This window comes from Rhodococcus maanshanensis NBRC 100610 (assembly GCF_001894865.1).
GTDB classification, from domain to species: Bacteria; Actinomycetota; Actinomycetes; order Mycobacteriales; family Mycobacteriaceae; genus Rhodococcus_G; species Rhodococcus_G maanshanensis.
The window spans coordinates 127,847-153,269 of record NZ_BCXA01000012.1 but is presented as its reverse complement, the minus strand read 5'-3'; the positions used below and the strand labels follow the sequence as shown (position 1 = coordinate 153,269).

Annotated in this window: 23 protein-coding genes; 10 read left to right on the top strand and 13 right to left on the bottom strand. The window is 70.0% G+C overall.

Annotation, left to right across the window (positions count from 1 at the left end; genetic code table 11):
• Positions 1-26: 26 nt before the first annotated feature.
• Positions 27-1,043, bottom strand: a complete 1,017-nt coding sequence (locus tag RM1_RS06675; RefSeq protein WP_072750540.1) for a DUF6779 domain-containing protein — start codon at positions 1,041-1,043, stop codon at positions 27-29.
• 177 nt (positions 1,044-1,220) lie between these two features.
• Here RM1_RS06675 and RM1_RS06670 point away from each other — a divergent pair, with 177 nt between their 5' ends.
• Positions 1,221-3,536, top strand: a complete 2,316-nt coding sequence (locus RM1_RS06670; RefSeq protein ID WP_072750539.1) for an ATP-binding protein — start codon at positions 1,221-1,223, stop codon at positions 3,534-3,536.
• A gap of 7 nt (positions 3,537-3,543) precedes the next feature.
• Here RM1_RS06670 and RM1_RS06665 read toward each other — a convergent pair whose 3' ends face one another.
• The 6 genes from RM1_RS06665 to ftsH all read right to left on the bottom strand — a co-directional run bounded on the left by RM1_RS06665 (position 3,544) and on the right by ftsH (position 8,822).
• Positions 3,544-4,014 (bottom strand): DUF3180 domain-containing protein, encoded by a 471-nt coding sequence (locus RM1_RS06665; RefSeq protein ID WP_072750613.1) that lies wholly within the window; start codon positions 4,012-4,014, stop codon positions 3,544-3,546.
• Between the two features lie 13 nt (positions 4,015-4,027).
• Complete coding sequence (gene folK, locus RM1_RS06660; protein ID WP_072750538.1) at positions 4,028-4,534, bottom strand: 2-amino-4-hydroxy-6-hydroxymethyldihydropteridine diphosphokinase; 507 nt, start codon at positions 4,532-4,534, stop codon at positions 4,028-4,030.
• On the bottom strand, positions 4,531-4,905 hold the full coding sequence (gene folB / locus RM1_RS06655) for a dihydroneopterin aldolase (RefSeq protein ID WP_072750537.1): 375 nt from the start codon (positions 4,903-4,905) through the stop codon (positions 4,531-4,533). The genes folK and folB overlap by 4 nt, the downstream gene beginning before the upstream one ends.
• Complete coding sequence (gene folP, locus RM1_RS06650) at positions 4,898-5,734, bottom strand: dihydropteroate synthase (protein WP_072750612.1); 837 nt, start codon at positions 5,732-5,734, stop codon at positions 4,898-4,900. Before folP ends, folB begins: the two co-directional genes overlap by 8 nt.
• Before the next feature lie 8 nt (positions 5,735-5,742).
• On the bottom strand, positions 5,743-6,366 hold the full coding sequence (gene folE / locus RM1_RS06645; protein WP_072750611.1) for a GTP cyclohydrolase I FolE: 624 nt from the start codon (positions 6,364-6,366) through the stop codon (positions 5,743-5,745).
• 152 nt (positions 6,367-6,518) lie between these two features.
• Positions 6,519-8,822: an ATP-dependent zinc metalloprotease FtsH gene (ftsH, locus tag RM1_RS06640; RefSeq protein ID WP_072750536.1), complete on the bottom strand. Its 2,304-nt coding sequence runs from the start codon at positions 8,820-8,822 to the stop codon at positions 6,519-6,521.
• A 244-nt stretch (positions 8,823-9,066) separates the two neighbouring features.
• On the opposite strand from ftsH, the gene RM1_RS06635 reads away from it, so the two are divergent.
• On the top strand, positions 9,067-9,699 hold the full coding sequence (locus RM1_RS06635; RefSeq protein WP_072750535.1) for a maleylpyruvate isomerase family mycothiol-dependent enzyme: 633 nt from the start codon (positions 9,067-9,069) through the stop codon (positions 9,697-9,699).
• A gap of 10 nt (positions 9,700-9,709) precedes the next feature.
• On the opposite strand, the gene RM1_RS06630 is transcribed toward RM1_RS06635, so the two are convergent.
• Positions 9,710-11,083 (bottom strand): amidase, encoded by a 1,374-nt coding sequence (locus RM1_RS06630; protein WP_245816096.1) that lies wholly within the window; start codon positions 11,081-11,083, stop codon positions 9,710-9,712.
• A gap of 186 nt (positions 11,084-11,269) precedes the next feature.
• On the opposite strand from RM1_RS06630, the gene RM1_RS06625 reads away from it, so the two are divergent.
• The 6 genes from RM1_RS06625 (at position 11,270) to RM1_RS06600 (ending at position 18,548) form a co-directional block, all read left to right on the top strand.
• Complete coding sequence (locus tag RM1_RS06625) at positions 11,270-12,310, top strand: ATP-binding cassette domain-containing protein (protein ID WP_083576563.1); 1,041 nt, start codon at positions 11,270-11,272, stop codon at positions 12,308-12,310.
• Between the two features lie 11 nt (positions 12,311-12,321).
• Entirely contained in the window at positions 12,322-13,110 is a 789-nt protein-coding gene (locus tag RM1_RS06620; protein ID WP_081830374.1) for an ABC transporter permease, read from the top strand.
• 89 nt (positions 13,111-13,199) lie between these two features.
• Positions 13,200-15,065 (top strand): serine/threonine-protein kinase, encoded by a 1,866-nt coding sequence (locus RM1_RS06615; protein WP_245816111.1) that lies wholly within the window; start codon positions 13,200-13,202, stop codon positions 15,063-15,065.
• A gap of 161 nt (positions 15,066-15,226) precedes the next feature.
• Positions 15,227-17,422, top strand: coding sequence for a serine/threonine-protein kinase (locus RM1_RS06610; protein ID WP_245816095.1), 2,196 nt, complete (start codon positions 15,227-15,229; stop codon positions 17,420-17,422).
• Positions 17,423-17,535: 113 nt separating this feature from the next.
• Positions 17,536-18,096, top strand: coding sequence for a DUF2231 domain-containing protein (locus RM1_RS06605; protein WP_072750533.1), 561 nt, complete (start codon positions 17,536-17,538; stop codon positions 18,094-18,096).
• 8 nt (positions 18,097-18,104) lie between these two features.
• Positions 18,105-18,548 carry a hypothetical protein gene (locus tag RM1_RS06600; RefSeq protein ID WP_072750532.1) on the top strand — a complete coding sequence of 148 codons (444 nt, stop codon included), beginning with the start codon at positions 18,105-18,107 and terminating at the stop codon, positions 18,546-18,548.
• Positions 18,549-18,559: 11 nt separating this feature from the next.
• Here the strand turns inward: RM1_RS06600 and RM1_RS06595 are convergent, their stop codons facing one another.
• Genes RM1_RS06595 through dacB form a run of 5 tightly spaced genes read right to left on the bottom strand, consistent with a single transcriptional unit; the run spans position 18,560 to position 23,986 of the window.
• Positions 18,560-19,894, bottom strand: a complete 1,335-nt coding sequence (locus tag RM1_RS06595) for an amidase (RefSeq protein WP_072750531.1) — start codon at positions 19,892-19,894, stop codon at positions 18,560-18,562.
• A 17-nt stretch (positions 19,895-19,911) separates the two neighbouring features.
• Entirely contained in the window at positions 19,912-20,466 is a 555-nt protein-coding gene (gene hpt, locus RM1_RS06590; RefSeq protein WP_027500475.1) for a hypoxanthine phosphoribosyltransferase, read from the bottom strand.
• 51 nt (positions 20,467-20,517) lie between these two features.
• Positions 20,518-21,510: a tRNA lysidine(34) synthetase TilS gene (gene tilS / locus RM1_RS06585; protein ID WP_083576561.1), complete on the bottom strand. Its 993-nt coding sequence runs from the start codon at positions 21,508-21,510 to the stop codon at positions 20,518-20,520.
• Complete coding sequence (locus tag RM1_RS06580) at positions 21,507-22,583, bottom strand: zinc-dependent metalloprotease (protein ID WP_072750529.1); 1,077 nt, start codon at positions 22,581-22,583, stop codon at positions 21,507-21,509. Before RM1_RS06580 ends, tilS begins: the two co-directional genes overlap by 4 nt.
• Positions 22,568-23,986: a D-alanyl-D-alanine carboxypeptidase/D-alanyl-D-alanine endopeptidase gene (dacB, locus tag RM1_RS06575; protein WP_083576560.1), complete on the bottom strand. Its 1,419-nt coding sequence runs from the start codon at positions 23,984-23,986 to the stop codon at positions 22,568-22,570. The genes RM1_RS06580 and dacB overlap by 16 nt, the downstream gene beginning before the upstream one ends.
• 120 nt (positions 23,987-24,106) lie before the next feature.
• On the opposite strand from dacB, the gene RM1_RS06570 reads away from it, so the two are divergent.
• A complete protein-coding gene (locus RM1_RS06570) occupies positions 24,107-24,598 on the top strand; it encodes an inorganic diphosphatase (RefSeq protein ID WP_027500471.1) in 492 nt (163 codons plus the stop codon).
• A 141-nt stretch (positions 24,599-24,739) separates the two neighbouring features.
• Positions 24,740-25,396: a transcriptional repressor LexA gene (lexA, locus tag RM1_RS06565; protein WP_072750528.1), complete on the top strand. Its 657-nt coding sequence runs from the start codon at positions 24,740-24,742 to the stop codon at positions 25,394-25,396.
• Positions 25,397-25,423: the final 27 nt, after the last annotated feature.

Genomic DNA, 25,423 nt, shown 5'->3' with positions numbered 1-25,423 from the left:
CAGAGTGATCTAAAGCACGCCCCGGCTCAGTCGCGGCGGCGGCGACCGGACCTCGGCTCGTCCGTCTCGGCCTCCGCGCTCTTCATGTTCGCCATGATCTCGGCCACCGAGAGCCCCTTCGAGTGCGCGCCAACCGGAACGGCAGGCTCACCATCGGCCTCGGCCGCGGGCTCCGGCTCGGCGGCACGCCGCCGAGCCCTGCGGGACGAGACCTCGTCCGTGGGCGCGGACTGGGGCGTCGGCCCCGGCTCGGGCACCGGGACGGGCTCGGGTTCGGGCAGCGGTGCGGGGTCAGGGGTCGGCGGCACCGGCTCGGGAACCGGGATCGGCGGCACCGGCTCGGGCGGCGGCTGCGTGGCCGCGGGCTGCCTGGCCGGGCGCGGCGGGGGCACCTGCCTCGGAATGGGGAATGCCGCTGCCGGAACGGCGGGCTCCGGTTCGGTCTCGGGCTCCCCGACAACCATGACCTCGGCGGTGACCGGGTCGTCGTCCGGAGTGGCGAACGTCGGCCCCGCGCCTGGGGCGGCCGAGTAGGCGGGGTCGGGGGTGAACGTCTTCGGCCGCGCCGCGCTCGCCAGCTCCGGGATCCGGGTGGCGTCGGCCTGCAGCGCGACCCGGTCGACGGGCAGCCTGCCCTCGAACAACACCTCGAGGCTGCCGCGAAGCGCCGCCAGCTCCGCCCGCAGGGCCGCGATCTCGGAGACATCGAGATCCGCCTCGCTGCGGACCTTGGCCTCGACGCCCATCTCGTACTCACGCCTCGCGGTGATCTCGCGCTCGAGCTGCAACTCGTACACGGTCTGCAGATCGCGCACCTTCGCCTTGTCGGCGGCGGATTCGCGGCGGTACTTCGTCATCGCGATCGCCGCGATGACCGCCGCCCACAGGGCGACGACCAGGCCGACACGCAGCAACTGGACGCTGTTGCTGAAGATCATGAACAGGCTCGCGATCACCGCCAGTGCCACCAGCGCGGCGACGAACATCTGGCTCGTGCTGCGCTTGTACCGCCGAAGCGAGGCCGCGCGACCAGAAACAGTCATGCAGCCGAGGATAGCCGTCCGCACCGACCACCCGCCGTCACAACGGGCCGGGCCCGTGTCCGGCCGAAGCGGAGCCGGCGTGATTCGGGAGGCATGTCCTGGGCGGAGACCGCCCGGAGATGCGCGGCCGAACGGTACCGTTGCCAGAAGGGATCACGAGACGAGAGGGACGGTGTGATGCCGCCCGGCACGCGGGCCAGAGCCATCGGGAACCTACCCATCGAACCGACGAGCTTCGTCGGGCGTCGACCCGAACTCACCGAGGCCAAGCGGCTGCTCTCCGGCGCCCGATTGGTGACGCTGACCGGGATCGGCGGCGTGGGGAAGACCCGACTCGCATTGCGGGTGGCGGAGGACTCGCGCCGCGCGTTCGAGGACGGGGTTTGGCTCGTCGAGTTCGGAGAGCTCCAGGACGAGGCGCTGGTGCCCGACACCGTCGCCACCGCGTTGGGCCTGCGAGAACATCCGGCGCACCCGCCGCTGGTCCTGCTCACCGAGTACCTGACCACCCGCACCCTGCTGCTGGTGCTGGACAACTGCGAGCACCTGATCGACGCGGTCGCGAAGCTCGCGGATTCTCTACTCCGGTCCTGTCCGGACCTGCGCATCCTCGCGACCAGCCGGGAACCGCTCGTCATCGGCGGCGAGGCCGTGCTGCGGGTGCCCGCACTGGCGGTCCCGGACCGGGGTCCCACGCCAGAACTGCAGAACGTGCCGCAATACGAGGCGGTGGCGCTGTTCGCCGAGCGCGCCGCCGCGGCGCTGCCCGGCTTCGCGCTCACCGAGGACAACCTGGCGCAGATCGTGCAGATCTGTCGGCGGCTGGACGGCTTGCCGCTGCCGATCGAATTGGCGGCCAGGCGGATGCGGTCCATCCCCGCCGAGGAGATCCTGGAAGGACTCAACGACCTGTACATGACCGTCAGCAGGCAAGGCTCGCTGACCCGGCAACAGTCTCTGCGGATGAGCATCGACTGGAGCCACGAACTGTGCACGCGTGCCGAGCAGGTGCTGTGGCGCAGGCTCGCGGTGTTTGCGGGCAGCTTCGGGCTGGATTCGGCCGAGGGCGTCTGTACAGGCGGCCTGGTCGATCCGCCCGACCTGCTCGACGTGGTGGCCTCGCTGGTGGACAAGTCGATCCTGATCCGCGAAGAGGCGGGCTCCGAGGTGCGGTACCGGATGCTCGAGACCCTGCGCGCGTACGGGCGCGAGAAGCTACGCGAAGCGGGCGAATTCGAGGCACTGCTCCGGCGGAACCGGGACTGGTACGAGGGGCTGATGCTGGGAGCACGCTCCGAGTGGATCGGTCCCCGGCAGCCGGAACTGATGGTCCGAATCGCCAGGGAGCAACCGAACCTGCGCGAGGCCATGGAGTTCAGCGCGAAGGAACCCGGCGAGGCGGACCACGCGATGCGGATCGCCATCGCGATGTTCCCGTTCTGGCTCTCCCGCGGTCTGCTCAGCGAGGGCCGACACTGGCTCGACCGCGCGCTCGACCTGCCGGGAGAGGTCCCGACCGCCCATCGGATCAAGGCGCTGTGCGCCAACTGCCTGCTCACGGGCAACCAGGGCGACATCACGACCGCGACGGCACAGGCGGAGGAGGCGCTCCGCCTCGCCGAGGATCTCGGTGACCCGGCGGTCCGTGGGGTCGTGATGCATGCCGCCGGTTACCTGGCCGCCTTCGCAGGCGATGTCCCCCGCGCGGTGGCCTGTCTGGAGGAGGCCCTCGAGGTATTCCGCACGCAAGGCAATCCCATCCGGCAGATCTCGACCCTGCTCGGGCTCGCCGTGGCATACGGGCTGCTCGACGATCCCGCCCGGGCCATCGAGTACCAGGAACATGCCCTCGCGATCAGCGGGGCCAGCGGCGAATTCGTCTACCGCGCCTACGCGGTCTGTGCCCTCGGGCTGGCGCTGTGGAAGACCGATCCGCGGCGGGCTGATGAGCTGCTCGAGAGGGGCCTGCAGCTCGCCCGGCAGACCGACGACATGCTCGCGACCGCGATGTGCGTGGAGGCGAAGGCCTGGATCGCCATCGCGACGGACCGGGCCCGCCGCGCCGCGCTGCTGCTGGGCGCGGCGCGGACCATGTGGCAGCGGGTGGGCAGCCCGGGAGCCGTCGTGCCGAAGCTGGAGTCGTACCACGAGGAGTGCGAGCGGCGGACCCGCCGGGCACTGGGTGAGTCGGCGTTCGAGTCGGCGTTTCGGGACGGCGCCCGTTGGACCGCGCAGGAGACGATCGCCTTCGCGCTCGGGGAGGACCTCGGCGAGGAGAACCCGGAACCGACCGGTGCCGCGACGACCCTGACGCCACGCGAACTGCAGGTCGCCGATCTGGTCGCGCAGGGCCTGACCAACAAGGCCATCGCCGCCAAGCTGGTGATCGCGCAGCGGACCGCGCAGGGGCACGTCGAGCACGTGCTGGCGAAGCTGGGTTTCAACTCCCGAGCTCAGATCGCAGCGTGGGTCGTCGAGCGCCAATCCCGCTGAGCCGCCGCTAGAGCGCGGGCTCGTCCGGCGGTTCCTCCGGGGCCTTACAGCAGTGCTCGAGCCAGAGCGCCGCGGCGACCAACGCCACGCCCGCGACGAGACCGACAACGGTGCCTGCGGTGTCGTCGGAGGCCGCCTGCACCGTCGAGCGCTGCGGCAGCAGATACAGGAGCAATCCGAGCCAGACTCCCGAGCTGGCGGCCCCCACCAGCGCCGATGCCTTGGCCAGCGCCACCGCGCGTGCCGCGGTGATCGGGTGGAGCTGGCGCGGGCCCTGCCCGAGCTGATGCCCCCTGACCCGCGACCGGATCATGAAGGCGACGCCCACCTCGATGGCGGCGACGGGGTAGAGCGAGGCGCCCGCGAACAGCGGGATCGGCGGAAGCGATCCGTAGAAGGCGCGAACCAGGAGCCAGGTCGCGATGGCCGCGAAGGCCGCGAGTCCGAGCAGGTCCCGGATCCGAGTCGTCGACATCATCGACACACCGCCGTCACGGCCGCACCAGCAGGAGATCGGTCCGCCGCACGCCGTCACGCTCGGTGGCGTCGAGGCAGCCGAGCAGCTCTCGCGCGGGCACCCTCACTCCACGCACGGTCAGTGTGGCATCTGGGTCGATCTCCAGCCACGGGACGAGCACGAACGCCCGCTCGTGGGCTCGCGGATGCGGCAACGTCAATTCCGGGTCGGCACTGACGAGGCCGTCGCAGTCGACCACGTCGACGTCCAGGCTGCGCGGACCCCATCGCTGTTCGCGCACCCGGTCCGCGGCGGCCTCCAACTCCTGCCCGAGCCGCAGCCAGCCGTGGCAGTCCAACTCGGGATCGTCGACGATCAGCGTCGCGTTGAGGAAATCCTGCTGCTCGACGCCGCCCCAGGGCGCCGTGGCGTACACCCCCGACACCCCGACAAGGCGATCACCGAGCGCGTCGACGACGGACCGCAGATTCTCGAGCGGGTCACCGAGATTCGACCCGATGGAGAGCACCGCGCGACTCATCCGCGCAGGCCCTTGCGGGAACGGCGCGCCACGACGGCGACGTCGACGAAGGTCAGCGGGATCGGTGCCGACGGCTTGTGGACCGTCACCTCCACCGCGTTCACCCGATCGTCGGTCAGCACCGCGTCGGCGATCTCCCCGGCCACCGACTCGATGAGATCGCGCGACGGGCCTGCCACGATCGCGGCGGCCGTCTCGGCGAGCTCCCCGTAGTGCATGGTGTCGGCGAGATCGTCCGAGGCCGCGGCCGGCGCCAGGTCCATCCACACCGTGATGTCGACGACGAAGTCCTGGCCGTCCCGCTTCTCGTGCTCGAAGACACCGTGATTGCCGCGAACCCGCAGCCCTCGCAACTCGATTCGATCAGCCATCGTGCTTCTCCTCAGCCGCGGTCCACGCGTTCACCACGGCGATCGCGTCGAGGGATCCCCGCGCGTCGTGCACGCGCACGCCCCAGGCGCCGCCCCGCGCGGCGAGCGCCGAGACGACAGCCGTTGCGACCTCGCGCCCGTCGGGGGCGCGGTCACCGTGGTCATCCGCGAGCAAGCTGCCGAGGAAACGCTTGCGGGAGGCCCCGATCAACACCGGGAAGCCGAGCGCGTTGAGCCTCGGCAACGCGCCGAGCAGCGCCCAGTTGTGTTCGGCGGTCTTCGCGAACCCCAGCCCGGGATCGAGGATCAGCTTGCCCGGATCGACGCCGGCCCGAACCGCCAGGTCGACCTGGGTGAGCAGTTCTTCGCTGACCTCCGCCACCACGTCGCCGTAGTGCTCCACCCCGCCTGCGTGCACGTACTCGCCCGCCGAGCGCCAGTGCATCAGGATCCAGGGCAGGCCCGCGTCCGCCATCACCGCGGCCATCGCCGGATCGGCACGGCCACCGGAGACGTCGTTGACGATGGTGGCCCCCGCCTCGATCGCGGCCGCAGCCACCGAGGCGCGCATGGTGTCGACACTGACCGTGATGTTCTCGGCCGCAAGGGCAGCGATCACCGGACGGATCCGCTCGGCCTCGACCTCCGGATCCACCCGCGCAGCGCCGGGCCGGGTCGATTCGCCGCCCACGTCCACGACGTCAACGCCAAGCCGGCTCAGCGCGAGGCCGTGCTCGATCGCCGCGTCCCGGTCCAGGTAGCGGCCGCCGTCCGAGAACGAGTCGCTGGTGACGTTGAGGACACCCATCACCACGCAGCGGCCCGGCATCGGCACCGTCACTTGCGCAGGATCAGGTCCAGAGCCTCGGCACGCGAGGCGGCACTGGACTGCAGCAGACCACGCACGGCCGAGGTGGTGGTGCTGGCTCCCGGCTTCCTGATGCCGCGCATCGCCATGCACAGGTGCTCGGCCTCCACCACGACGATCACCCCGCGGGGATCGAGCTTGCGCACCATCGCGTCGGCGATCTGGCTGGTCAACCGCTCCTGCACCTGCGGACGCTTCGCGTACAGGTCGACCAGTCGCGCGAGCTTCGAGAGCCCGGTGACCCGGCCGGTGGAGCCCGGGATGTAGCCGACGTGCGCGACACCGTGGAACGACACCAGGTGATGCTCGCAGGTGGAGTACATCGGGATGTCGCGGACCAGCACCAGCTCCTGGTGTCCCTCGTCGAAGGTGGTGTTGAGCACGGAATCCGGATCGGTGTAGAGGCCCGCGAAGACCTCCCGGTACGCCCGCGCCACCCGGGCCGGGGTGTCGAGCAGACCCGGCCGATCCGGGTTCTCGCCGACCGCGATCAGCAGCTCACGAATCGCGGCCTCGGCGCGCGGCTGGTCGAAGACGCGCCCGGTCTCGATGCACTCGAGCGGCGCAGCGGCGCCACGCTCATCGGACTCCACCGCGTCGCGTTCCTGTGACGTCGATGCGTCACGGGAATTCGCACCACCGAGTTGATTGACCGACACCCGATCGAACCTCCATTCTCGCCGACCGTTACCCACCGATCACGCCGGTGCGACGCGATCAGTGGGTAAGCCTAGTAACCGCCGGACTACTGCTGACCGTTCGGCCCTTCCCAGCGCTCGGTTGCCGGCCCGCCCTCTTCGGACGGCGCCTGCGGCGGATTCCACTGCGGATACCCGCCGTACGGGTTCTGCGGGTTCTGGGCGTGCTGCGGCTGCTGCTGGTGCTGGCCCTCCCCCGCATCCCGCGGCGGCCAACCCGGCGCCGACCAACCGGCGGGCGCACCGTAGTCCGGCATCGTGCCCTGCTGTGGCTGCTGCCGCGGATCCGGGTACGGCTGGTAGCCGCCGTTCGGGGCCGGCATCGGGTACCCGTTCTGGGGGCCGGGGACCGGCGCGGTCGGCGGAACCGTCTCGCGGGGCTTGCTGAAGGTCGGCTGCCGCACCGAGTCGTCGGGCAACGGCTCGCCGCGCTCGATCGCCAGCTCACGGGGCGTCTTCACCGGGGGCTTGTCGGACGGCGTCCGGCCACCGAAGTCGTTGAACGCGGTGATCCTCGGCCGCTTCTCCACACCCGAGAAGATCTGCTCCAGATCCTTGCGGGTGAGGGTCTCGCGCTCGAGCAGCTCGGTGGCCACCACGTCGAGCAGGTCGCGGTGCTCGTTGAGGATCGCCCACGCCTCGGTGTGCGCCGCCTCGATGAGGTTGCGCACCTCCTCGTCGATCTCCCGTGCGACCTCGTGCGAGTACTCGGAGCTCATCCCCATCGACCGGCCGAGGAACGGATCGCCCTGCTCCTGCCCATAGCGGACCGCACCCAGCTTGGCGCTCATGCCGTACTCGGTGACCATCGCGCGGGCGATCTTGGTGGCCTGGTCGATATCGGAGGATGCGCCGGTGGTCGGCTCGTGGAAGACGAGCTCCTCGGCGGCGCGGCCGCCCATCGCCATCACCAGCCGGGCGATCATCTCCGAGCGGGTCATCAGGCCCTTGTCGTCCTCGGGCACCGTCATGGCGTGTCCGCCGGTGCGGCCGCGGGCCAGGATGGTGACCTTGTAGATCGGCTCGATGTCCGGCATCGCCCATGCGGCCAGGGTGTGCCCGCCCTCGTGGTACGCGGTGATCTTCTTCTCGTGCTCGCTGATGATCCGGCTCTTGCGGCGCGGGCCGCCGATGACGCGGTCCACCGACTCCTCGAGCGCCGCCTCCGTGATCAGGGCGCCGTTCTCGCGGGCGGTCAGCAGCGCGGCCTCGTTGATGACGTTCGCCAGGTCCGCGCCCGACATGCCGACGGTCCGCTTGGCCAGGCCCTCGAGGTCCGCGTGCTGATCGAGCGGCTTCCCCTGCGAGTGCACCTTGAGGATCGCCCGACGGCCGGCCAGGTCCGGGTTGCTCACCGGGATCTGGCGGTCGAAGCGGCCGGGACGCAGCAGCGCCGGGTCGAGGATGTCGGGGCGGTTGGTCGCGGCGATCAGGATGATGCCGGTGCGGTCGCCGAAGCCGTCCATCTCGACCAACAGCTGGTTGAGGGTCTGCTCGCGCTCGTCGTGCCCGCCGCCGAGGCCTGCGCCACGCTGACGGCCGACCGCGTCGATCTCGTCGACGAAGATGATGCAGGGGCTGTTCTGCTTGGCCTGCTCGAACAGGTCGCGCACCCGGGAGGCGCCGACACCGACGAACATCTCGACGAAGTCCGAGCCCGAGATCGTGAAGAACGGCACCCCGGCCTCGCCTGCGACCGCGCGGGCCAGCAGCGTCTTACCGGTGCCGGGAGGGCCGTAGAGCAGGACGCCCTTCGGGATCTTCGCGCCGAGCGCCTGGTAACGGGCCGGGTTCTGCAGGAAGTCCTTGATCTCGTACAGCTCTTCGACGGCCTCGTCGGCGCCCGCGACGTCCGCGAACGTGGTCTTGGGCATGTCCTTGGTGAGCTGCTTGGCCTTCGACTTGCCGAAGCCCATCACGCCGCCGCGGCCACCGCCCTGCATCCGCCCCATCACGAAGACGAACAGGCCGAGCAGGATCACCATCGGCAGCACGAACAGCAGGATCGAGGTCAGCCAGCTCTCCTGGCTCACCTTGGTGTTGTACTTCTCCACGCCCGCGTTCTGGACGGCGGTGAAGATCTGCTCGGACGCGGCGCTCGGGTACTTCGCGAGGATCTGGTCCGAGTTGTCGGTCGCGTCGTTGCCCTGCTTCAGGGTGAGGCGGAGCTGCTGCTCGCGGTCGTCGATCTGCGCATCGGTGACGTTCTTCGCGTCGAGCTGGGCGATGGCCACCGAGGTGTCGACGTTTTTGTACCCGCGGGTGTCGTTACCGAAATAGCTGAACGCGTAAATGATCAGCAGGATGCCGGCGACAATCGCCAGGTTGCGAAACACAGTCTTGCGATTCATACAGGTTCAGCCTCTGCAGGCCAGTCCTTTCCAGTTCCGGTCGAGCACAGTGCGCCGGGTTCCGGCTGCTCACCGGAGGTTCAAGGTTACCGCGACCGCCGCGAGCAGTGTCCGTTAGCGCGGGCATCGGCCCGGAGCAGCTGTCGCAGCGGCTTCTGCCAAGTAGAACGCGCGGGCACACCGGATGGTTCCGTGAGCCCCGCCACCGCCGGCAGCCGGATCCGGATGTCGATAGGCTGCGGCCATGACGCTGCCGTACCCCGAGGTCCTGGCGGAGATCGAGCACTCACAGGCGCGGCTGGAATCCGCGGTCGCCGACCTGTCGGACGAGCAGGCCCGCGGCGACTCGCTGCTACCGGGCTGGAGCCGGGGTCACGTCGTCACGCACGTCGCGCGCAACGCCGACGCACTGAACCGGCTGGCCGTTGGCGTGTTGTCCGGGACCCGACCCGAGATGTACCCGGGCGAACGGGAGGCCCGGGGCGCCGCCATCGAGGAGGGGGCGGACCGCCCCGTCGAGCTGCTGGCCGCCGACCTGCGATTCGCCGGGCGACGGGTGATCGAATCGCTGCGGGAGATCGGGCCCGACCAGCTCGACACCCCGGTGTCTTGGCGCAAGCCCGTCACAGGGCGCGACATCCCGGTGCTGCGGTGGTGCGAACTGGAGATCCACCACCTCGATCTCGGTACCGGATACACCGCCGGGAACTGGCCCGATGCGTTCGTCGAGGAGATCCTGGCGCGGGATCTGCCCGAGCTCGCGGCGGCGGAGCCCGATGTCGTGCCGCCCGACCTGCCAAGGGCCGAGCTGCTGGCCTGGCTGGTCGGCAGGCCGACGCGCGCCGGGCTCCCCGAACTGCCCGCCTGGCCGTTCTGACCCTCGGCGCTCACCCCACCGCGACCCGCGGCCACGGCTGCAATGCCTCCAGCTGTGCGGCCAGCGCCAGGATCCGGGCCTCCCCGCCGGCCGGCGCCACGATTTGTACGCCCAGCGGGGTTCCGGACTCGGGGTGCATCCCCGCAGGCACGGTCGCGGCCGGCCAGCCGACCAGGTTCCAGACCGGGGTGAACGGCGCGAAACGCGCGGCGACCATGACGTTCGACGCCCAGGAGCGCTTGCTCCATCGGTGCGCTTGCATCGGCGGCCGTGCGAGCGTCGGCGTCAGCACCACGTCGAAGTCCTTGAAGAACCCGCGCATCGCGGTCTCCAGCCTGTCCACGTGATGCGACTTGACGTGCCGGTGCATCGCGCGCCCGACCGCGGCGTGCGTTCGGGTGCGCGCCTGCAGCAACGAGTGATCGAGACCCTCCGCATAGGCGGCCGTGCCCGCCGTCCAGCGCGCCACCAGCGGCATCGGATTCAGCGGGTACGGCAGTTTCGCGGTCGTGACCGTGTGCCCGGCCGTGCCGAGCACCCGCGCGGCACGTTCCACCCCTTCCCGCCAGTGCCGATCCACCGGGGTCATCGGCGACGGTGAGCCAACCGCCACCGCGATCCGCAGCCGACCGGGATCGGCGAGTTCCGCCAGTTCCGGGCGGTCCGCCATCACCGACAACAGCAGCGCGGCGTCTTGGACCGTCGTCGTCAGCGGGCCGTTCTCCGCCATCCCGAACCAGTTCTCGCCCAGCTCACGGGGCACAAGGCCGCTGCCGGGTTTGATGCCGACCAGCCCGCAGGTCGCGGCCGGGATCCGGATCGAGCCGAGACAATCGGACCCGTGCGACACCGGCACCATCCCGGCGGCCACCGAGACCCCCGACCCGCCGGAGGAACCACCCGCACTCCGCTCGGGGTTCCACGGGTTCCGCACGATCGACTCGTGCGAGTCGGTCGAGGGCCACACACACAGCTCGGACAGCCTGGTCAGCCCCACCGGTACCGCCCCGGCCCGACGCAACCGGTCGAGCACCGGGTGGTCCTCGGTCGACAGCTCCGCAGCGATATCCATGGACCCGTTCCCCAGCGGATGCCCCACCATCGGGATGTTGTCCTTGATCGCGATCGGCACGCCTGCCAAGGGCAACGCCGACAGGCCCGGCCGTCCGGCCAAGGCCACCGCCTCGGCGCGGGCCTGCTCGCCGCGCACGGCCACGAACGCCTCCAGTTCGGGATCGCGTTCGGAGATCCGGCTCAACGCTCCTTCGACCGCGTCGATCGGAGACAGCGCACCCGAGCGCACCCGAGCCGCGATCGCGGCAGCTGTGAATTCGAGTTGGGCGCCGGTGAACAGGGCGTCCACCGAGGAGTTGTACATACGCATTGACCGCCTCATCTGGTTGGTCACTCGATGGTCCTGCGTCCCGACGCCGGCAACCAGACACCCCGGGGTTGGGATCGACCACCCCACGGGTGGCCACAAAGACGAGCGAAAACGGTTGCTGCCGCCGGACCGGAGTGCGATCGTTGCAGGGCAAGCCCCAACCATCCACGTCGCGCGGAGGTAGGCATGGCTGATGCAATCGTGGCCGAGGGACTGGTCAAGCGGTACGGCAAGGTCGTCGCCCTCGACGGGCTGGACCTCGCGGTGCCCGAGGCCACCGTCCTCGCGCTACTCGGCCCGAACGGTGCCGGGAAGACCACGGCGGTCCGGGTGTTCACGACGCTGCTCGAACCCGACGGCGGGCACGCCACCGTCGACGGACTGGACGTGGTCGCCGACGCCAAGGAGTTGCGTTCGCGGATCGGTGCGTCCGGGCAGTACGCCGCGGTGGACGAATACCTGACCGGATTCGAGAACCTGGAGATGGTCGGGCGCCTCTACCACCTGGGCACCAAGTTCAGCAGGGACCGGGCGCGTGAACTCCTGGAACAGTTCGACCTCGTGGAGGCAGGTGACCGGCCGGTCCGGGGTTACTCCGGCGGCATGCGGCGGCGCCTCGACCTGGCCGGTGCGCTGGTCGCGAACCCGCCGGTGCTGTTCCTCGACGAGCCGACGACCGGCCTCGACCCCCGGGCGCGGCTCGGCCTGTGGGATGTCATCGAAGAACTCGTCGCCGGGGGCACCACGCTGCTGCTCACCAGCCAGTACATGGACGAGGCGGACCGACTCGCCGACTCCATCGCCGTGGTCGACCGCGGCAGGGTGATCGCGAGAGGCACCTCGGACGAGCTCAAGGACCAGGTCGGCGGGGAGCGGATCGAGCTCGCCCTCGACCCGGGCGCCAGCCTCGACGATGCGCGGGCGGCGCTGGCACCGCTGTCGGACGGCGACCTCCAGGTGGACCACCACGCCCGCCGGATCACCGTTCCCGTCGCCGACGGGTCGAGCGCTCTCGTCGAGGCCCTCGGCAGCCTGTCGAGGCGGAACGTGACCGTCACCGACGTCGCCTTGCGCAGACCCTCCCTCGACGATGTGTTCCTCGCGCTGACCGGCCACCAGGCCGACAGCACCGGGAACGACTCCGACGGGAACGACACCGACGGCGCCGGCCCGGTCGGCGAAGTCGAGCGCGTCGGTGGTGCCCACCGGAAGGAGCGTGCATCGTGAACGGGATCGAGATGGCGGTCCGCGACGGGGCGACGATCGCCAAGCGCAATGTCATCAAGATCAGGCGGGTTCCGGACCTGCTGATCTTCACGACCCTGTCACCGATCATGTTCGTGCTGCTGTTCGCGTACGTCTTCGGTAGCTCGATCGAGGTGCCGGGGATGTCGTACCGGGAGTTCCTGATCGCGGGCATCTTCACCCAGTCGGTGATCTTCGGCGCCACCTGGACCGGGCTCGGGCTCGCCGAGGACATCCAGAAGGGCTTCATCGACCGGTTCCGGTCACTGCCGATGGCCCAGTCCGCGGTGCTCGTCGGGCGCACCACCAGCGACGTGCTGATCAACGTGGTGAGCCTGGTCGTGATGTCGTTGGCCGGCCTCGCGGTCGGCTGGCGGATCCACACCTCCCTGCTCGAGGCCGCGGCCGCGTACGTGTTGCTGCTGCTGTTCGCCTACGCCCTGTCCTGGGTGATGGCCGTGGTCGGCCTGTGGATCCGGACGCCGGAGGTGTACAGCAACGCCAGCTTCATGGTGATCTTCCCGCTGTCGTTCATCGCGAACACCTTCGTCCCCACCACGAATCTGCCGACGGTGCTGCGGGTCATCGCGGAGTGGAACCCCGTCTCGGCTGTGACACAGGCGGTCCGTGAACTGTTCGGCAACACCAATCCCGCGCTCGTCGTGCCGGACGTGTGGCCCCTGCAGAACCCGGTGGTGGCCTCCATCGCCTGGATCGTCGGGATACTCGTGGTGTTCGTGCCGCTGGCGATCCACCGCTACAAGAAGGCGGTAAGCCGCTGATGGATCGGACCGGCCGGTCGATGCCTGAGGGGACGATCGTGGGGGATCCGACTCGCAGGGGGCACGTTCGGACCCTGTCGCCCGAACGGATGGACGACGAGCGCGCCGTACGGACCGGATCGATCGACGACATCAACGTCGGCCAGCGCATCGACGACTTCGACCTGCTCATGGGGCTCGGCCGCGGGGCATTCGCCCGGGTCTTCCTCGCCCGCCAGCGTTCCATGCACCGACTGGTCGCGGTGAAGATCTCGCAGGACCACGGCACCGAGCCACAGACGATGGCCCAGCTCGACCACGACTACATCGTTCGGGTCTTCGACCAGCGGTATCTCGAGCAATTCGGGGTGAAACTGCTCTACATGCAGTACGTCCCCGGCGGCACCCTGCTCGCCGTGTTGCGCCGGATCCGAGGGAGCCCGCAAAAGCAACGCGGCGGCCAGGTGCTGCTGGACGCGATCGACGAGGAACTGGCGGCCAGGGGTGAGATCCGGCCAACCGACTCCAGCGTGCGGGCAGAGCTCGCCACGCTGTCGTGGCCGGAGACGGTCGCCTGGGTGGGCAGGCGCCTCGCCCTTGCGCTCGACCATGCGAGCAGGCAAGGAGTGATCCACCGCGACATCAAGCCCGCGAACATACTGCTCACCGCCGAGGGAGTCCCCAAGCTCACCGACTTCAACATCAGCTTCAGCGCCCAGCTCGGCGGCGTCAGCCCCGCTGCGTACTTCGGCGGCTCGCTGGCCTACATGTCACCGGAGCAACTGGCTGCCCGGCATCCACACGCGACCGGGAGCGCCGCCGACCTCGACACCCGCAGCGACATCTTCGCGCTCGGCGTCCTGCTGTGGGAACTGCTGACCGGTAGGCGCCCGTTCCGCGACGCGATCGACGCCGACGAGTCGGACACCTCGCTCAGCACCATGCTGGACTTGCGCAGCCGCCGGATCGACCCCGACGTGGTGGCCGCGCTGCCACCCAACTGCCCGGCCACATTGCGCCGGGTGCTGTTGACCTGCCTCGCACCCGACCCTCGCGACCGGTGGCAATCCGGCGCGGATCTGGCGCAGCAGTTCGAGCTGTGTCTGGATCCGCAGGCCCGTGATCTGGTCGATCCGCCTCCGGGCAGCTGGCGGCTGCGACTGCGGCCGTGGTCGGCACCGATCATCTTCATCGGGCTCGTGTTCCCGAACCTACTCGCGGGTCTCTACAACTACGTCCACAACCGAACGCTGATCGTCAGCAAGCTGTCCCCTGCGGCGGTACAGCAATTCGGACTGTTCCAGCTGCTCATCACCGCGATCGTCTTCCCCGCAATGGTGGTACTGCTGGCCTACATGTGGCGTCGTCCGATCGCGGTGACCCGGGCACTGTCACACGGGCGCACCTTCGATCCGACGACCCTTGCCAAGGCACGCGCGGACACCCTGCTGCTCGGCTCCCGCATGGTGGTCGTCTGCTTCGGTGCGTGGTGGGTCTCGACCGTGGTGAACCTGTTCGCGATGCAGGTCGCCACCGGGGTCCCGCGGGGATCGTATGTCCACTTCCTCGCCTCGACGGTGGTGTGCGGCGCCATCGTGATGGCATACCCGTTCTTCCTGGTCACCTTCTACATGGTTCGCTGCCTGTACCCGGTGATGCTGCCGCCCGGCATCATCAGCGGGGACGACACCCGGCGGCTGCGGGGGCTGGAGCGGCTCAGCAACCGCTACCTGGCTCTCGCCGCCTCCGTCCCGTTACTCGGGGTCGCGGGGGCGACGTTCCTGCCCGCAGCCGACCTGGGGGCGATCGTCGTGCCGATCCGGGTGCTCTGTCTGGGGGCGATCGTCGCGTTCGTCGCGGCCTACTGGATGTTCCGGCAGCTCGAGCAGGACCTGCACGCCCTCGAACGCGTGGTGTCCGGCGAACCCGGTCCAGCATTCACCCTCGGCGGTCCCGCCCGAGCGGCGTTATCCTGACGAGGGGCATCCCTCACGGAATCGAGCGCCACAGGCGCACGAGACAGTCCGAGGTTCTCGTGACGAAACGGACCATTCGACCGGCACCGGACCCTACGGTCGCGGCGCCATCATCGCCGGACTCGACGGTCACGGCGCAACCATCGCCCGACTCGACGGTCGTGGCGCAGTCCCCGGTCGCCCGTTTCACGGCCAAGTGGGAGGCCACCGGCACTCCCCCGAATCTCCCCGACTACCTCCCCGAGCGGGCGGACCAGCGACGCGACGCGTTGATCGAACTGATCGCGGTCGACCTGCGGTACCGCTGGCTGGATTTCGACAAGCCCAAGCGTCTGGCCGCCTACCGCGAGGAGTTCCCCGAACTGAAGTCCGAGCCGTTGCCGCCCGCGCTGATCCAGGAGGAGTTCCGTCTGCGGCGCCAGACCGGGCTCACCGTGGAGGCGAGCGACTACTCGCGGGACTTCCCGGAGGAGTCCCAGGTGATCGAACAATCGCAGCGTCCCATCGACGAGAAGTCCACATTGATCGCGAAGCCCGCCGCGGAGACGGCGCTCGACGACATCGACGTCGGCCAGCGGGTGGACGACTTCGACCTGCTGATGGGCCTGGGGCGGGGCGCGTTCGCCCGGGTGTTCCTCGCCCGCCAACTCTCGATGCAGCGCCTGGTCGCGGTGAAGATGTCCCACGATCACGGCACCGAACCACAGACACTGGCCCAACTCGACCACGACTACATCGTCCGGGTGTTCGACCAGCGGGTCCTCGACGAACACAAGCTGAAGCTGCTCTACATGCAGTACGTCCCCGGGGGCACCCTGCTCGGGGTGCTGCGGCGGGTGCAGGCGACACCGCCAGAGGACCGCAGCGGGCAGTTGCTGCTGGACGTGATCGATGAATCGCTCGAGGCCAAGGGCGAGATCCGCCCCAGCGACTCCAGCGTCCGGCCCGAGATCGCGTCCCTCAGCTGGCCGGAGACCGTCGCGTGGCTGGGCCGCCGGCTAGCGGAGGCACTGGACTACGCGGGCAAACACGGTGTGCTGCACCGCGACATCAAGCCGGCGAATGTGCTGCTCACCGCCGACGGGGTGCCGAAGCTCGCCGACTTCAACATCAGCTTCAGCGACGCCGTGGCAGGCACGAGCCCCGTCGCCTACTTCGGCGGGTCCCTGGCCTACATGTCGCCCGAACAGCTCGAGGCCTGCCATCCCGGCCTGCCCGGCACGGCGAGCGACCTCGACACCCGCAGCGACATCTTCGGGCTCGGGGTCATGCTGTGGGAGTTGCTCACCGGCTCGCGTCCCTTCGACGACAGCTCGGCGAGCGGCCAGTCGGAGAAGTCGCTGGAACGGATGCTGGACATCCGCGAGCGCGGCGTCGGCCCAGAGGCGCAGGCCACGCTGCCGCCCGACTGCCCGGCCGCACTGAAGCGGGTGCTGCTGACCTGCCTCTCGCCGGACCCGGACCGGCGGTGGTCGACGGGCGCGGAGCTGGCCCAGCAGTTCGAACTGTGCCTCGACCCAAGGGCCCGCGACCTCGTCGACCCCCCTCCGCGGAGCTGGCGGATGCGGCTGCGGCGCTACGTGATACCGATCACCGTTGCGGCCATGCTGGTGCCGAACGTGCTGGCGGGCGTCTACAACTACCACCACAACAAGTCGCTGATCGTCAGCAACCTGTCGCTCGAGGCCCAGCAGAAGTTCGAAGGGGTCCAGTCCGTCATGAACGGCATCCTGTACCCGATCGGCATCGCCGTTGTGGTGTACCTGAGCCGATATCCGATGCGGATGCCGCGCGGACTGCGCAAGGGCCGCATCTACGACAAGCAGACCCTGGCCAAGGCGCGCAGCGACACCCTGCTGCTGGCCGACCGGGCCGTCCTCATCATCTTCAGCGCTTGGCTGCTGGCCGGCATCACCTACCCGATCTCCCTGCAGATCGTCGCGGGCCACCTCCCGGCGGGCGCCATCATCCATTTCATCGGGTCGCTTGTCGTGTGCGGGGCGATCGCCGTCGCCTATCCCTTCTTCCTGGTGACCTTCTACCTGGTGCGGTGCATCTATCCGATGATGCTGCCGCAGGGGATCACCAGCAGCGACGACGCCCGCAAACTGCGCGGGCTCAGCAGGCGCAGCGTCCGCTACCTGGCGCTGGCCGCCTCGGTGCCGCTGATCGGGGTGGCCGGGGTGACCTTCCTGTCCCCCGACGAGATCACCTCCGTGATCGTGGCCGTCCGCCTGCTGTGTGTCGGGGCGATCGCCGCCTTCATCGTCGTGTACTGGCTGTTCCGGCTGCTGGAGAAGGACCTGCGCGCGCTGGAGCGGGTCGTCTCGCACGAACCGGCCACCCGGTCCGCATGACCGGCGGGGCGGTGAGGTCGTCACCGAGACTCCTACGGGCCCGCGTCTTGACCGACGGTTGAGCTAGGAACAGGCTGATACATGAGCCTGCGATCCAGTAGGTCGGTGAATGCATGTCTGAGCAAGCAGATCACGGAAAGCGCCCGGTGAGCGCGGTACTCGCGGGGCCGTATGGGCATCCGTTCCACCCGATCCTGGTGACGCTGCCGATCGGCGCGTGGGTCAGCAGCCTGGTGTTCGACGTCGCTTCTCGAATCGTCGGGGATCCGGGTTTTCTGACCAAGGGGTCGCTGTGGCTCATCTCGATCGGCCTGCTCGGTGCGCTTGCCGCAGCGACGATCGGGTTCCTCGACTTCATGGCCATCCCGACGGGGACCCCGGCATTCCGAACCGGTGTGGCGCACATGTCGCTGAATCTCGCGGTGACCATCTCGTACGCGGTGAACCTCGTGTGGCGCCACGCCGACTACGGAACCCCGGACGCGGTGGGCATCGGCCAGCTCGTCCTCTCGGCGGTGTCACTGGCCGGGCTGTCCGCCGCGGGCTATCTCGGCGGCCGCCTCGTCTTTCGCGATGGTGTGCGGGTTGTGGACGAAGCGACCCAGGCCGACGCATTCGAGCACCCTTCCCGACCCGACCGGCACCGTAGACCCGATCGGTCCACCACTGCCTAGGAGATGACATGGGTATCGCAGCTCTTGTGACCTGGCTGCTGACGGCCGCAGGCGGCTTCTACCTGCTCGCGACCTGGATCGCCAAAGGCGGTGTGCGGCAACCACGGAACAGCCATTTCCCTCCGGCCGTGATCTTCGGGCATTTCGTCCTGGCCGTGATCGGACTGGTCGTGTGGATCGTGTATCTCGTCGTCGACGAGGACGCCCTCGCGTGGACCGCCTTTGCGCTGCTGGTCCCGGTTGCCCTCCTCGGTTTCACGATGCTGATCCGCTGGATTCCCGTATACCGCGCTGCCGGGGTTGGCGCGGGGAACGGCGGAGATTCGGCACCGGGGACGGCCCCGAACGGGGCGCCGGAGAAACATTTCCCGGTGGCAGCCGTCGCCGGCCACGGGTTCTTCGCTGTCGTCACCGTCGTGCTGGTGCTGCTGACGGCCCTCGGCGTCGGCTGACACCGCGCCCGTCAGACAGGCGCCGTGCGCTCCCACGGCCGCAACCGTTCCAACTGCGCAGCCACCGACAGGATCAGCGCCTCCCCACCGGGCGGGGCGGCGATCTGCACGCCCAGCGGGGTACCCGACTCCGGATGGATCCCCACCGGCACGCTCGCCGCGGGCCAGCCGACCAGATTCCACAGCGACGGGAACGGGGCATAGCGGATGTTGGCCGCGAGGTTCGAGAGCCAGGATTTCTCGCTCCAGCGCAGCGCCTCGATCGGGGACCGGGCCAGCGTCGGGGTGATCACCACGTCGGAGTCGGCGAAGACCCGGCGCAACGCGGCGTCCACCTTTCGCACCTGCGTCGGGTCGACGAACCGGATCAGCGCGCGCCCGACGGCGGCGTGCCTGCGCGTCCGTGGCTGCAGCAACGCCGGATCGAGTCCGGCCGCGTCGGTCGCGGCACCGCCCATCCAGCGCGCCAGGATCACCATCGGGTTCGCGGGATAGGGCAGCCGAGCCGTCGTGAGGTGGTGGCCGGCCCCGCCCAGCACCGCGGCCGCGCTCTCTGCGCCCGCCCGCCAGTACGGATCGACCCGGACCATCGGCAGCGGCGAACCGGTCGCCACCGCGATCCGCAACGGCCCTGGCTCGGCGACGGTCGCCAGCTCCCGGCGGTCCGCCATCACCGACAGCATGAGCGCCGCGTCCTCGACCGTGGTCGCAAGCGGGCCGTTCTCGGCCATCCCGAACCAGGAGTCGACGCCCAGTTCGGCAGGCACCACGCCGAGGCCGGGCTTGATGCCGACCAGCCCGCAGCAGGCGGCGGGGATCCGGATCGAGCCCATCCCGTCCGCGCCGTGCGCCGCGGGAACCATGCCTGCCGCGACCGCGGCCGCCGAACCGCCGGAGGAACCGCCGGTCGTCCGGCCGGGGTTCCACGGGTTCCTGGTGACGGTGACCGGGGTGTCGGTGCTCCCCCACAGGCACAGCTCCGGCACCGAGGTGAGTCCGACCACGACCGCTCCCGCCGCGCGCAGGCGCGCGACCACCGGATGATCCGCGGGCGAGGGCTCGCGGGAACTCGCCCGCGAGCCGTTGCCGAGGGGAAGTCCCGCCACCGGGACGTTGTCCTTGACCGCGATCGGGACACCCGCCAGCGGCAGCGCGGCGAGGTCGGAGCGCGCGCCGACCGCATCGGCCTCGGCAAGGGCCTGCTCGGCGCGGACCGTGACGAACGCGCCCAGCTCCGGGTCCCGCTCGGCGATCCGGGCCAGGGCCGACTGAACGGCGTCGCGGGGCGTCAGCGCGCCGGAGCGCACCCGCGCGGCGATGGCGGCGGCGGTCAGATCCGTGGACATGCCACGAGTATGGCCCGTCAGCCGCCGTAGACCGTGGGTTCGAGCGTTCCGATGTACGGCAGGTCGCGGTACCGCTCGGCGTAGTCGAGGCCGTAGCCGACGACGAACTCGTCGGGGATGTCGAAGCCGACGTTCGCGACCTCGACGTCCACCTTGATGGCGTCCGGCTTGCGGAGCAGGGTGACCACCTCGAGCGACGCGGGATTGCGGGTGCGCAGGTTGCGCATCAGCCAGGACAGCGTGAGACCGGAGTCGATGATGTCCTCGACGATCAGCACGTGCCGTCCGGCGATGTCCTTGTCCAGGTCCTTGAGGATCCGCACGACACCGGACGAGGAGGTCGACGAGCCGTAGGAGCTCACGGCCATGAACTCCATCTGGGTCGGGATCGGCAGTGCCCTGGCCAGGTCGGTCATGAAGAAGACCGCGCCCTTGAGGACGCCGACCAGCAGCAGATCGCCCTCTGGTGCGCCGACCGGATAGCGCTCGGCGATGATCCCGGCCAATTCGGTGATCTTGTCCTGGATCTGGTCCTCGGAGATCAACACCGATGCGATGTCGCCTTCGTACACGGCGCGAATCCCTTCGTTTCGACTGACCTGGTCATGGACGGAACTGTTCATTCACCGGTCGGGGCCGATCGCTGTCTGCCCGAGCGTTAGCCTGCCATGCCGCCGCGACAGCACCAACCTGGCTCCCGGACTTCCCCCGCCGATCGCGACGCCGCCCTGCCCGCGCCACCGCCCGATCAGGTCGTCGGCGGCCCGCAGCTGCCGATCGGTCAGGTCCCGCGCGCCGTTCCCGAGCAGCCACAGACGCAGCGCCCTTCGCCGCACGGCCGGATGGATGTCGACGAGCCCGGCCACGTCCAGCCCGCCCTCGGACTCCGCGTCGGCGAGCACCCGGACCGCGATCGCATCGAGCACCTCGCCGTCCTCCCGCAGCTGGTCGGCCGTGCGGGCCAGCGCCTGCGCCACGCCGCCGCCGAGGATCTGCTCGAGCAGCGGCAACGCCTCCGAGCGCAACCGCACCCTGGTGAACTCGGGACTGAGGTTGTGCGGATCCCGGTACGGGTCGAGCTCGAGCTCCTCGCAGGCCCTGGCCGTGACGCCGCGGCGCACCGTGAGCAACGGCCGACCCCATGGCGCGTCGAAGTCGCGCATCCCGGCGAGCGAACGCGGTCCCGAGCCCCGGGCCAGCCCGAGCAGCACCGTCTCCGCCTGGTCGTCGAGAGTGTGCCCGAGCAGCACCGGCCTGCCTGCCCTGGCGTCGCCCAGCGCCTGGTAGCGGGCGCGGCGGGCGGCCGCCTCCAGCCCGCCGTCGCGGTCGACGCTCACCGTCAGCACCCGAGCCGAGGCGCAGCCGAGGTCGAGGGCGCGGGCCGCGGCCTGCTCGGCCACCGCGCCCGAACCCTCCTGCAGCCGGTGGTCGACCACGAGGGCGTGCACGGGTCCCGACTCGGCGACCGCCGCGGCGGTCAGCGCCAGCGAGTCGGCCCCGCCCGACAGGGCCACCGCGACACCCGTGTCCGCGCCGTGCGCGGCGACCCAGCGCCGGACGGCGTGCCGCACCTCCAGCAACGCCGGTCCCTCCGGCAGCAGCCGCGGGCGGCTCATGCGAGGACCCGGGCGATCCAGCTCTCGGGGTCGTCGATCTCGGCCATCAACGGCAGGGTGTCGGGTCCGGTCCAGATCGCGTTGAACTCGGCCATCCCGACCCGGCCGACGACGGCGTCGACAAAGGCCTTGCCGCGCACGTACTGGGCCATCTTGGCGTCCATCCCGAGCAGCGCGCGGACCAGCCGTTGCAGCGGGTTCACCTGCCGGGCGCGACGGCGGTCGAACGCCCGCCGGATCGCCACCACCGACGGCACGACCTCGGGCCCGACGGCGTCCATCACGTGGTCGGCGTGCCCCTCGAGCAGGGTGCCGAGCATCAGCAACCGGTCGAGAGCCGCCCGCTGGGACTCGGTCTGGGTGGCGCGCAGCAACCCGAGCACCCCGCGGTCCTCGGGAGCGGCGTCGTCGCCCCGACGCTGACGCAGCACGGTGGTCAGCCTGCCGAGCAGCTCGGCGACGGACTCGTCGCCGCCCTCACCGATCGCCGCGACGTTGTCCCGCATGTAGCCGGCCAGCCAGGGCGAGGAGGAGAACTGGACCCGGTGGGTGACCTCGTGCAGGCACACCCACATCCGGAAGTCGCTCGGCACCACCTTCAGCGCCCGCTCGACGCTGACCACGTTGGGCGCCACCAGCAGCAGCGTGCCGTGCTCCCCGGTGAAGGGGTCGTACTGGCCGAGGATCGCCGAGGACAGGAACGCGAGCATCGCGCCGGCCTGCAACCCGGCGGGCACGCCGCCGAGCAGGCCGCGGTCGGTGACCGCGTCGTCCCCTGTGAGGTTGGCCATCGATCGGGCCGCGGCCCGGATCCAGCCGGGCCGATCCACCACCTGCGCCTCGGGGACGGGCAGCCCGTCGGCCAGGCCGGTGACGTCCCGGACGGGACCCTCGGCGCGGATGGAGGCCGCGGACAGCTCCGCGACCGCCGCCTCCGCGGAAAATCTCGTGGTGCTCGGGCCCGGCTTGGTCAGCCGCACCCCGGTTCGGGAAGCCAGGTCCCAGTCGACGACGCCGGCGAATCCGCCGGATCGTGGTGAGTTCGCCGCCTCGCGGCTCACAGGCACCCGCAGGAACGCAGGGTCGACGCGATCGCGTCGAGGGCAGGGCGACTGACCTCCGGCGGCCGGTCATTGGACATCAGCGCGAAGGTCAGCACCCGGTTGTCGACGTCGGTGACGTAACCGACCAGCGCGCTCGCATTGGACAGGGTCCCGGTCTTGGCCCGGACCCACCCGGCACCGCGGCGATCGCCCGAGGCGTAGCGCTCGGACAGCGTCCCGGTGGCCCCGGCCACCGGCAGGTAGTCCAGCATCGGCCGCAGTCGCGGGTCGGCATCGCCCGCGGCATCGGTGAGCGCCTGGTCCAGCAGCCGCGCCGGGATGCGATTGTCCACGGAGAGCCCGCTGGCGTCGTGCAGCGTCATCCCGTTGGTGTCGATGCCCGCGGAGCTCAGGGTCTGGCCGATCGCGGTGACCGCGCCCCCGAACGAGGGTTCCGTCCCGACCGCGATGGCGATCTCCCGGCCGATGGCCTCGGCGAGCACATTGTCCGAGTGGCCCATCATCTGACCGAGTCGGTCGCGCAGTGCGGCGGATTCGACGGAGGCCAGCGGCGCCGCGCCTGGAGGCGCGACCCCGGGCGTGACCTTGGCGGGGTCGACGCCGAGCGCGGCGGCAAGCGCGCGGCCGGTGTCGAGGGACGCGGTGGCGGTGCGGGGCGACTCGTCCTCGAGCGGGTTGAGCCGCCCGCCGTCGAGCATCAGCGATTCGATGGGCGCGATGTAACCGGCACCGATGTCCGCGGGGAACCAGCCCTGCGCCATGGTCGGCCCGGCGTACGCGCTGGTGTCCACCACGATGCTGTCCACGGGGGTCCCGGCGCCCCGGATCTGGGCGGCCAGATCCTCCACGCGGGGCGCGCCCGGGTAGAAGCCGGACTGCCCTGCCGGCTGCGCGGTGAGGGTGGGGTCGCCGCCGCCGATCAACACGATCTGGCCGGGCACGGCTCCCTGCACCACCCTGGTGGCCACCCGGTGCTCGGGGGGCAGGGCGAGCAACGCCGCTGTCGCGGTGGCGATCTTGGTCGTCGACGCCGGGGTCATCGGAACTTCGGGACGCTGGCTCCAGAGCACGGTGCCGGTCGCCGCATCGGACACGGCGCCGGTGAAGTTGCCGAGACCGGGATCGGCCAGCGCCGGACCGAGGACGGCGGCGAGGGCGGCGGGATTCGGCACAGGGGCGTCCGCAGGAACCGGCGCGACCTTGGGGTCGGGCAGGATCGGCGGCGGCTCGGGCATGGTCGTTGTCGCCGCGTCGGCGGACGATTCGCCGTTGAATCGCTGGCCCGCGAACACGGCCGCGCCCGCGCCGACGACGAGGACCAGCCCCGCGGACAGGAGGAGCCGGACCCGCTTGCGCCGTCGCGCCGCCAAGGACCCCAGCTTCCGGTCCTTGGATCCGAGCTTTGCCAACACCCCTCCGTTTGTTTTTTCCGGCCCGTCGCTGCGCCGCAGGTCCGTCTATGTACCTCCACATTATCCCGGACCGGCTACCCTGACCCCGCACCATCCACCGAGACAAAGCGAGGAAGAGGCGTGGAGTTCGACGTCACCATCGAGATCCCCAAGGGTCAGCGCAACAAGTACGAGGTCGATCACGAGACCGGCCGGGTCAAGCTGGACCGCTACCTCTACACCTCCTTCGGCTACCCCGCCGACTACGGCTACATCGAGAACACCCTCGGCGAGGACGGCGACCCGCTCGACGCGATGGTGCTGCTGCCCGAGTCGGTTTTCCCCGGCGTGATCGTCGAGGCTCGCCCCGTCGGCATGTTCAAGATGGTCGACGAGGCAGGCGGCGACGACAAGGTGCTGTGCGTGCCCGCGGGCGACCCGCGTTGGGACCACATCCAGGATCTCGCCGACGTCTCGCAGTTCGAGCTGGACGCGATCAAGCACTTCTTCGTGCACTACAAGGACCTCGAGCCGAACAAGCACGTCACCGGCGCCGACTGGGTCGGCCGCGCGGAGGCCGAGAAGGTCATCACCGAGGCGATCGAGCGCCTGAAGGCCAACGGCGGCCACTGAGCCCAAATCACCGAAAGTGTGGGATTCCGCCCGTTCTCCGGGCGGGATCCCACATTTTTTGTTTGCCCCGAGAGCGAGACCCGGTGGCGGCCCCTCACCCATGTCCGCTGGTTGTCGCCCTCCACCACTACCATTCGCCGGGTGACCGGATATGACGACGATCTCGACTACCTCGACACCTCGACGCTGCCGCCCCGTCAGCAGCGGATCCTGGCTGTCATCCGAGATTTCGTGGTCGCGCACGGTTACGCACCCAGCTCCAGGCAGATCGGGGACGCGGTGGGCCTGCGATCCTCCTCTACGGTGTCGAAGCATCTGAAGAGCCTGGAGGAGAACGGTTTTCTGCGGCGCGGCGACTCGGTCTCACGGCCGATCGACGTGCGTCTGTTCCTCCGGGGATCGTCGACCCGGGAGTCCGCCGAGAGTTCGGTGACCGTGCCCGTGGTCGGTGACATCGCGGCAGGCACCCCGATCCTCGCCGAGGAGCATGCCGACGACATGCTGACGCTGCCGCGCGAACTGGTCGGCTCCGGCACGGTCTTCGGCCTGCGCGTGCGCGGCGATTCGATGGTCGATGCCGCGATCTGTGACGGCGACATCGTGGTCGTGCGGCAACAGCACGAGGCACATTCGGGTCAGATCGTTGCCGCGATGATCGACGGCGAGGCCACCGTCAAGGTGTACCGGCGCAGGAACGGGCACATCTACCTCGAACCGCGTAACCGTGCCTATGAGGTCATCGACGGCGACGAGGCCGTGGTGCTGGGCAAGGTCGTCTCGGTGATGCGCCGAGTCTGAGCCACGCCGACGCACGAGGGCCCCGCC

Excerpts from the sequence above, each read along its gene's own strand:
- RM1_RS06675 (WP_072750540.1), bottom strand. The coding sequence starts at position 1,043 with ATGACTGTTTCTGGTCGCGCGGCCTCGCTTCGGCGGTACAAGCGCAGC.
- RM1_RS06670 (WP_072750539.1), top strand. The coding sequence starts at position 1,221 with ATGCCGCCCGGCACGCGGGCCAGAGCCATCGGGAACCTACCCATCGAA.
- RM1_RS06665 (WP_072750613.1), bottom strand. The coding sequence starts at position 4,014 with ATGATGTCGACGACTCGGATCCGGGACCTGCTCGGACTCGCGGCCTTC.
- folK (WP_072750538.1), bottom strand. The coding sequence starts at position 4,534 with ATGAGTCGCGCGGTGCTCTCCATCGGGTCGAATCTCGGTGACCCGCTC.
- folB (WP_072750537.1), bottom strand. The coding sequence starts at position 4,905 with ATGGCTGATCGAATCGAGTTGCGAGGGCTGCGGGTTCGCGGCAATCAC.
- folP (WP_072750612.1), bottom strand. The coding sequence starts at position 5,734 with ATGCCGGGCCGCTGCGTGGTGATGGGTGTCCTCAACGTCACCAGCGAC.
- ftsH (WP_072750536.1), bottom strand. The coding sequence starts at position 8,822 with ATGAATCGCAAGACTGTGTTTCGCAACCTGGCGATTGTCGCCGGCATC.
- RM1_RS06635 (WP_072750535.1), top strand. The coding sequence starts at position 9,067 with ATGACGCTGCCGTACCCCGAGGTCCTGGCGGAGATCGAGCACTCACAG.
- RM1_RS06630 (WP_245816096.1), bottom strand. The coding sequence starts at position 11,083 with ATGCGTATGTACAACTCCTCGGTGGACGCCCTGTTCACCGGCGCCCAA.
- RM1_RS06625 (WP_083576563.1), top strand. The coding sequence starts at position 11,270 with ATGGCTGATGCAATCGTGGCCGAGGGACTGGTCAAGCGGTACGGCAAG.
- RM1_RS06620 (WP_081830374.1), top strand. The coding sequence starts at position 12,322 with ATGGCGGTCCGCGACGGGGCGACGATCGCCAAGCGCAATGTCATCAAG.
- RM1_RS06615 (WP_245816111.1), top strand. The coding sequence starts at position 13,200 with ATGGACGACGAGCGCGCCGTACGGACCGGATCGATCGACGACATCAAC.
- RM1_RS06605 (WP_072750533.1), top strand. The coding sequence starts at position 17,536 with ATGTCTGAGCAAGCAGATCACGGAAAGCGCCCGGTGAGCGCGGTACTC.
- RM1_RS06600 (WP_072750532.1), top strand. The coding sequence starts at position 18,105 with ATGGGTATCGCAGCTCTTGTGACCTGGCTGCTGACGGCCGCAGGCGGC.
- RM1_RS06595 (WP_072750531.1), bottom strand. The coding sequence starts at position 19,894 with ATGTCCACGGATCTGACCGCCGCCGCCATCGCCGCGCGGGTGCGCTCC.
- tilS (WP_083576561.1), bottom strand. The coding sequence starts at position 21,510 with ATGAGCCGCCCGCGGCTGCTGCCGGAGGGACCGGCGTTGCTGGAGGTG.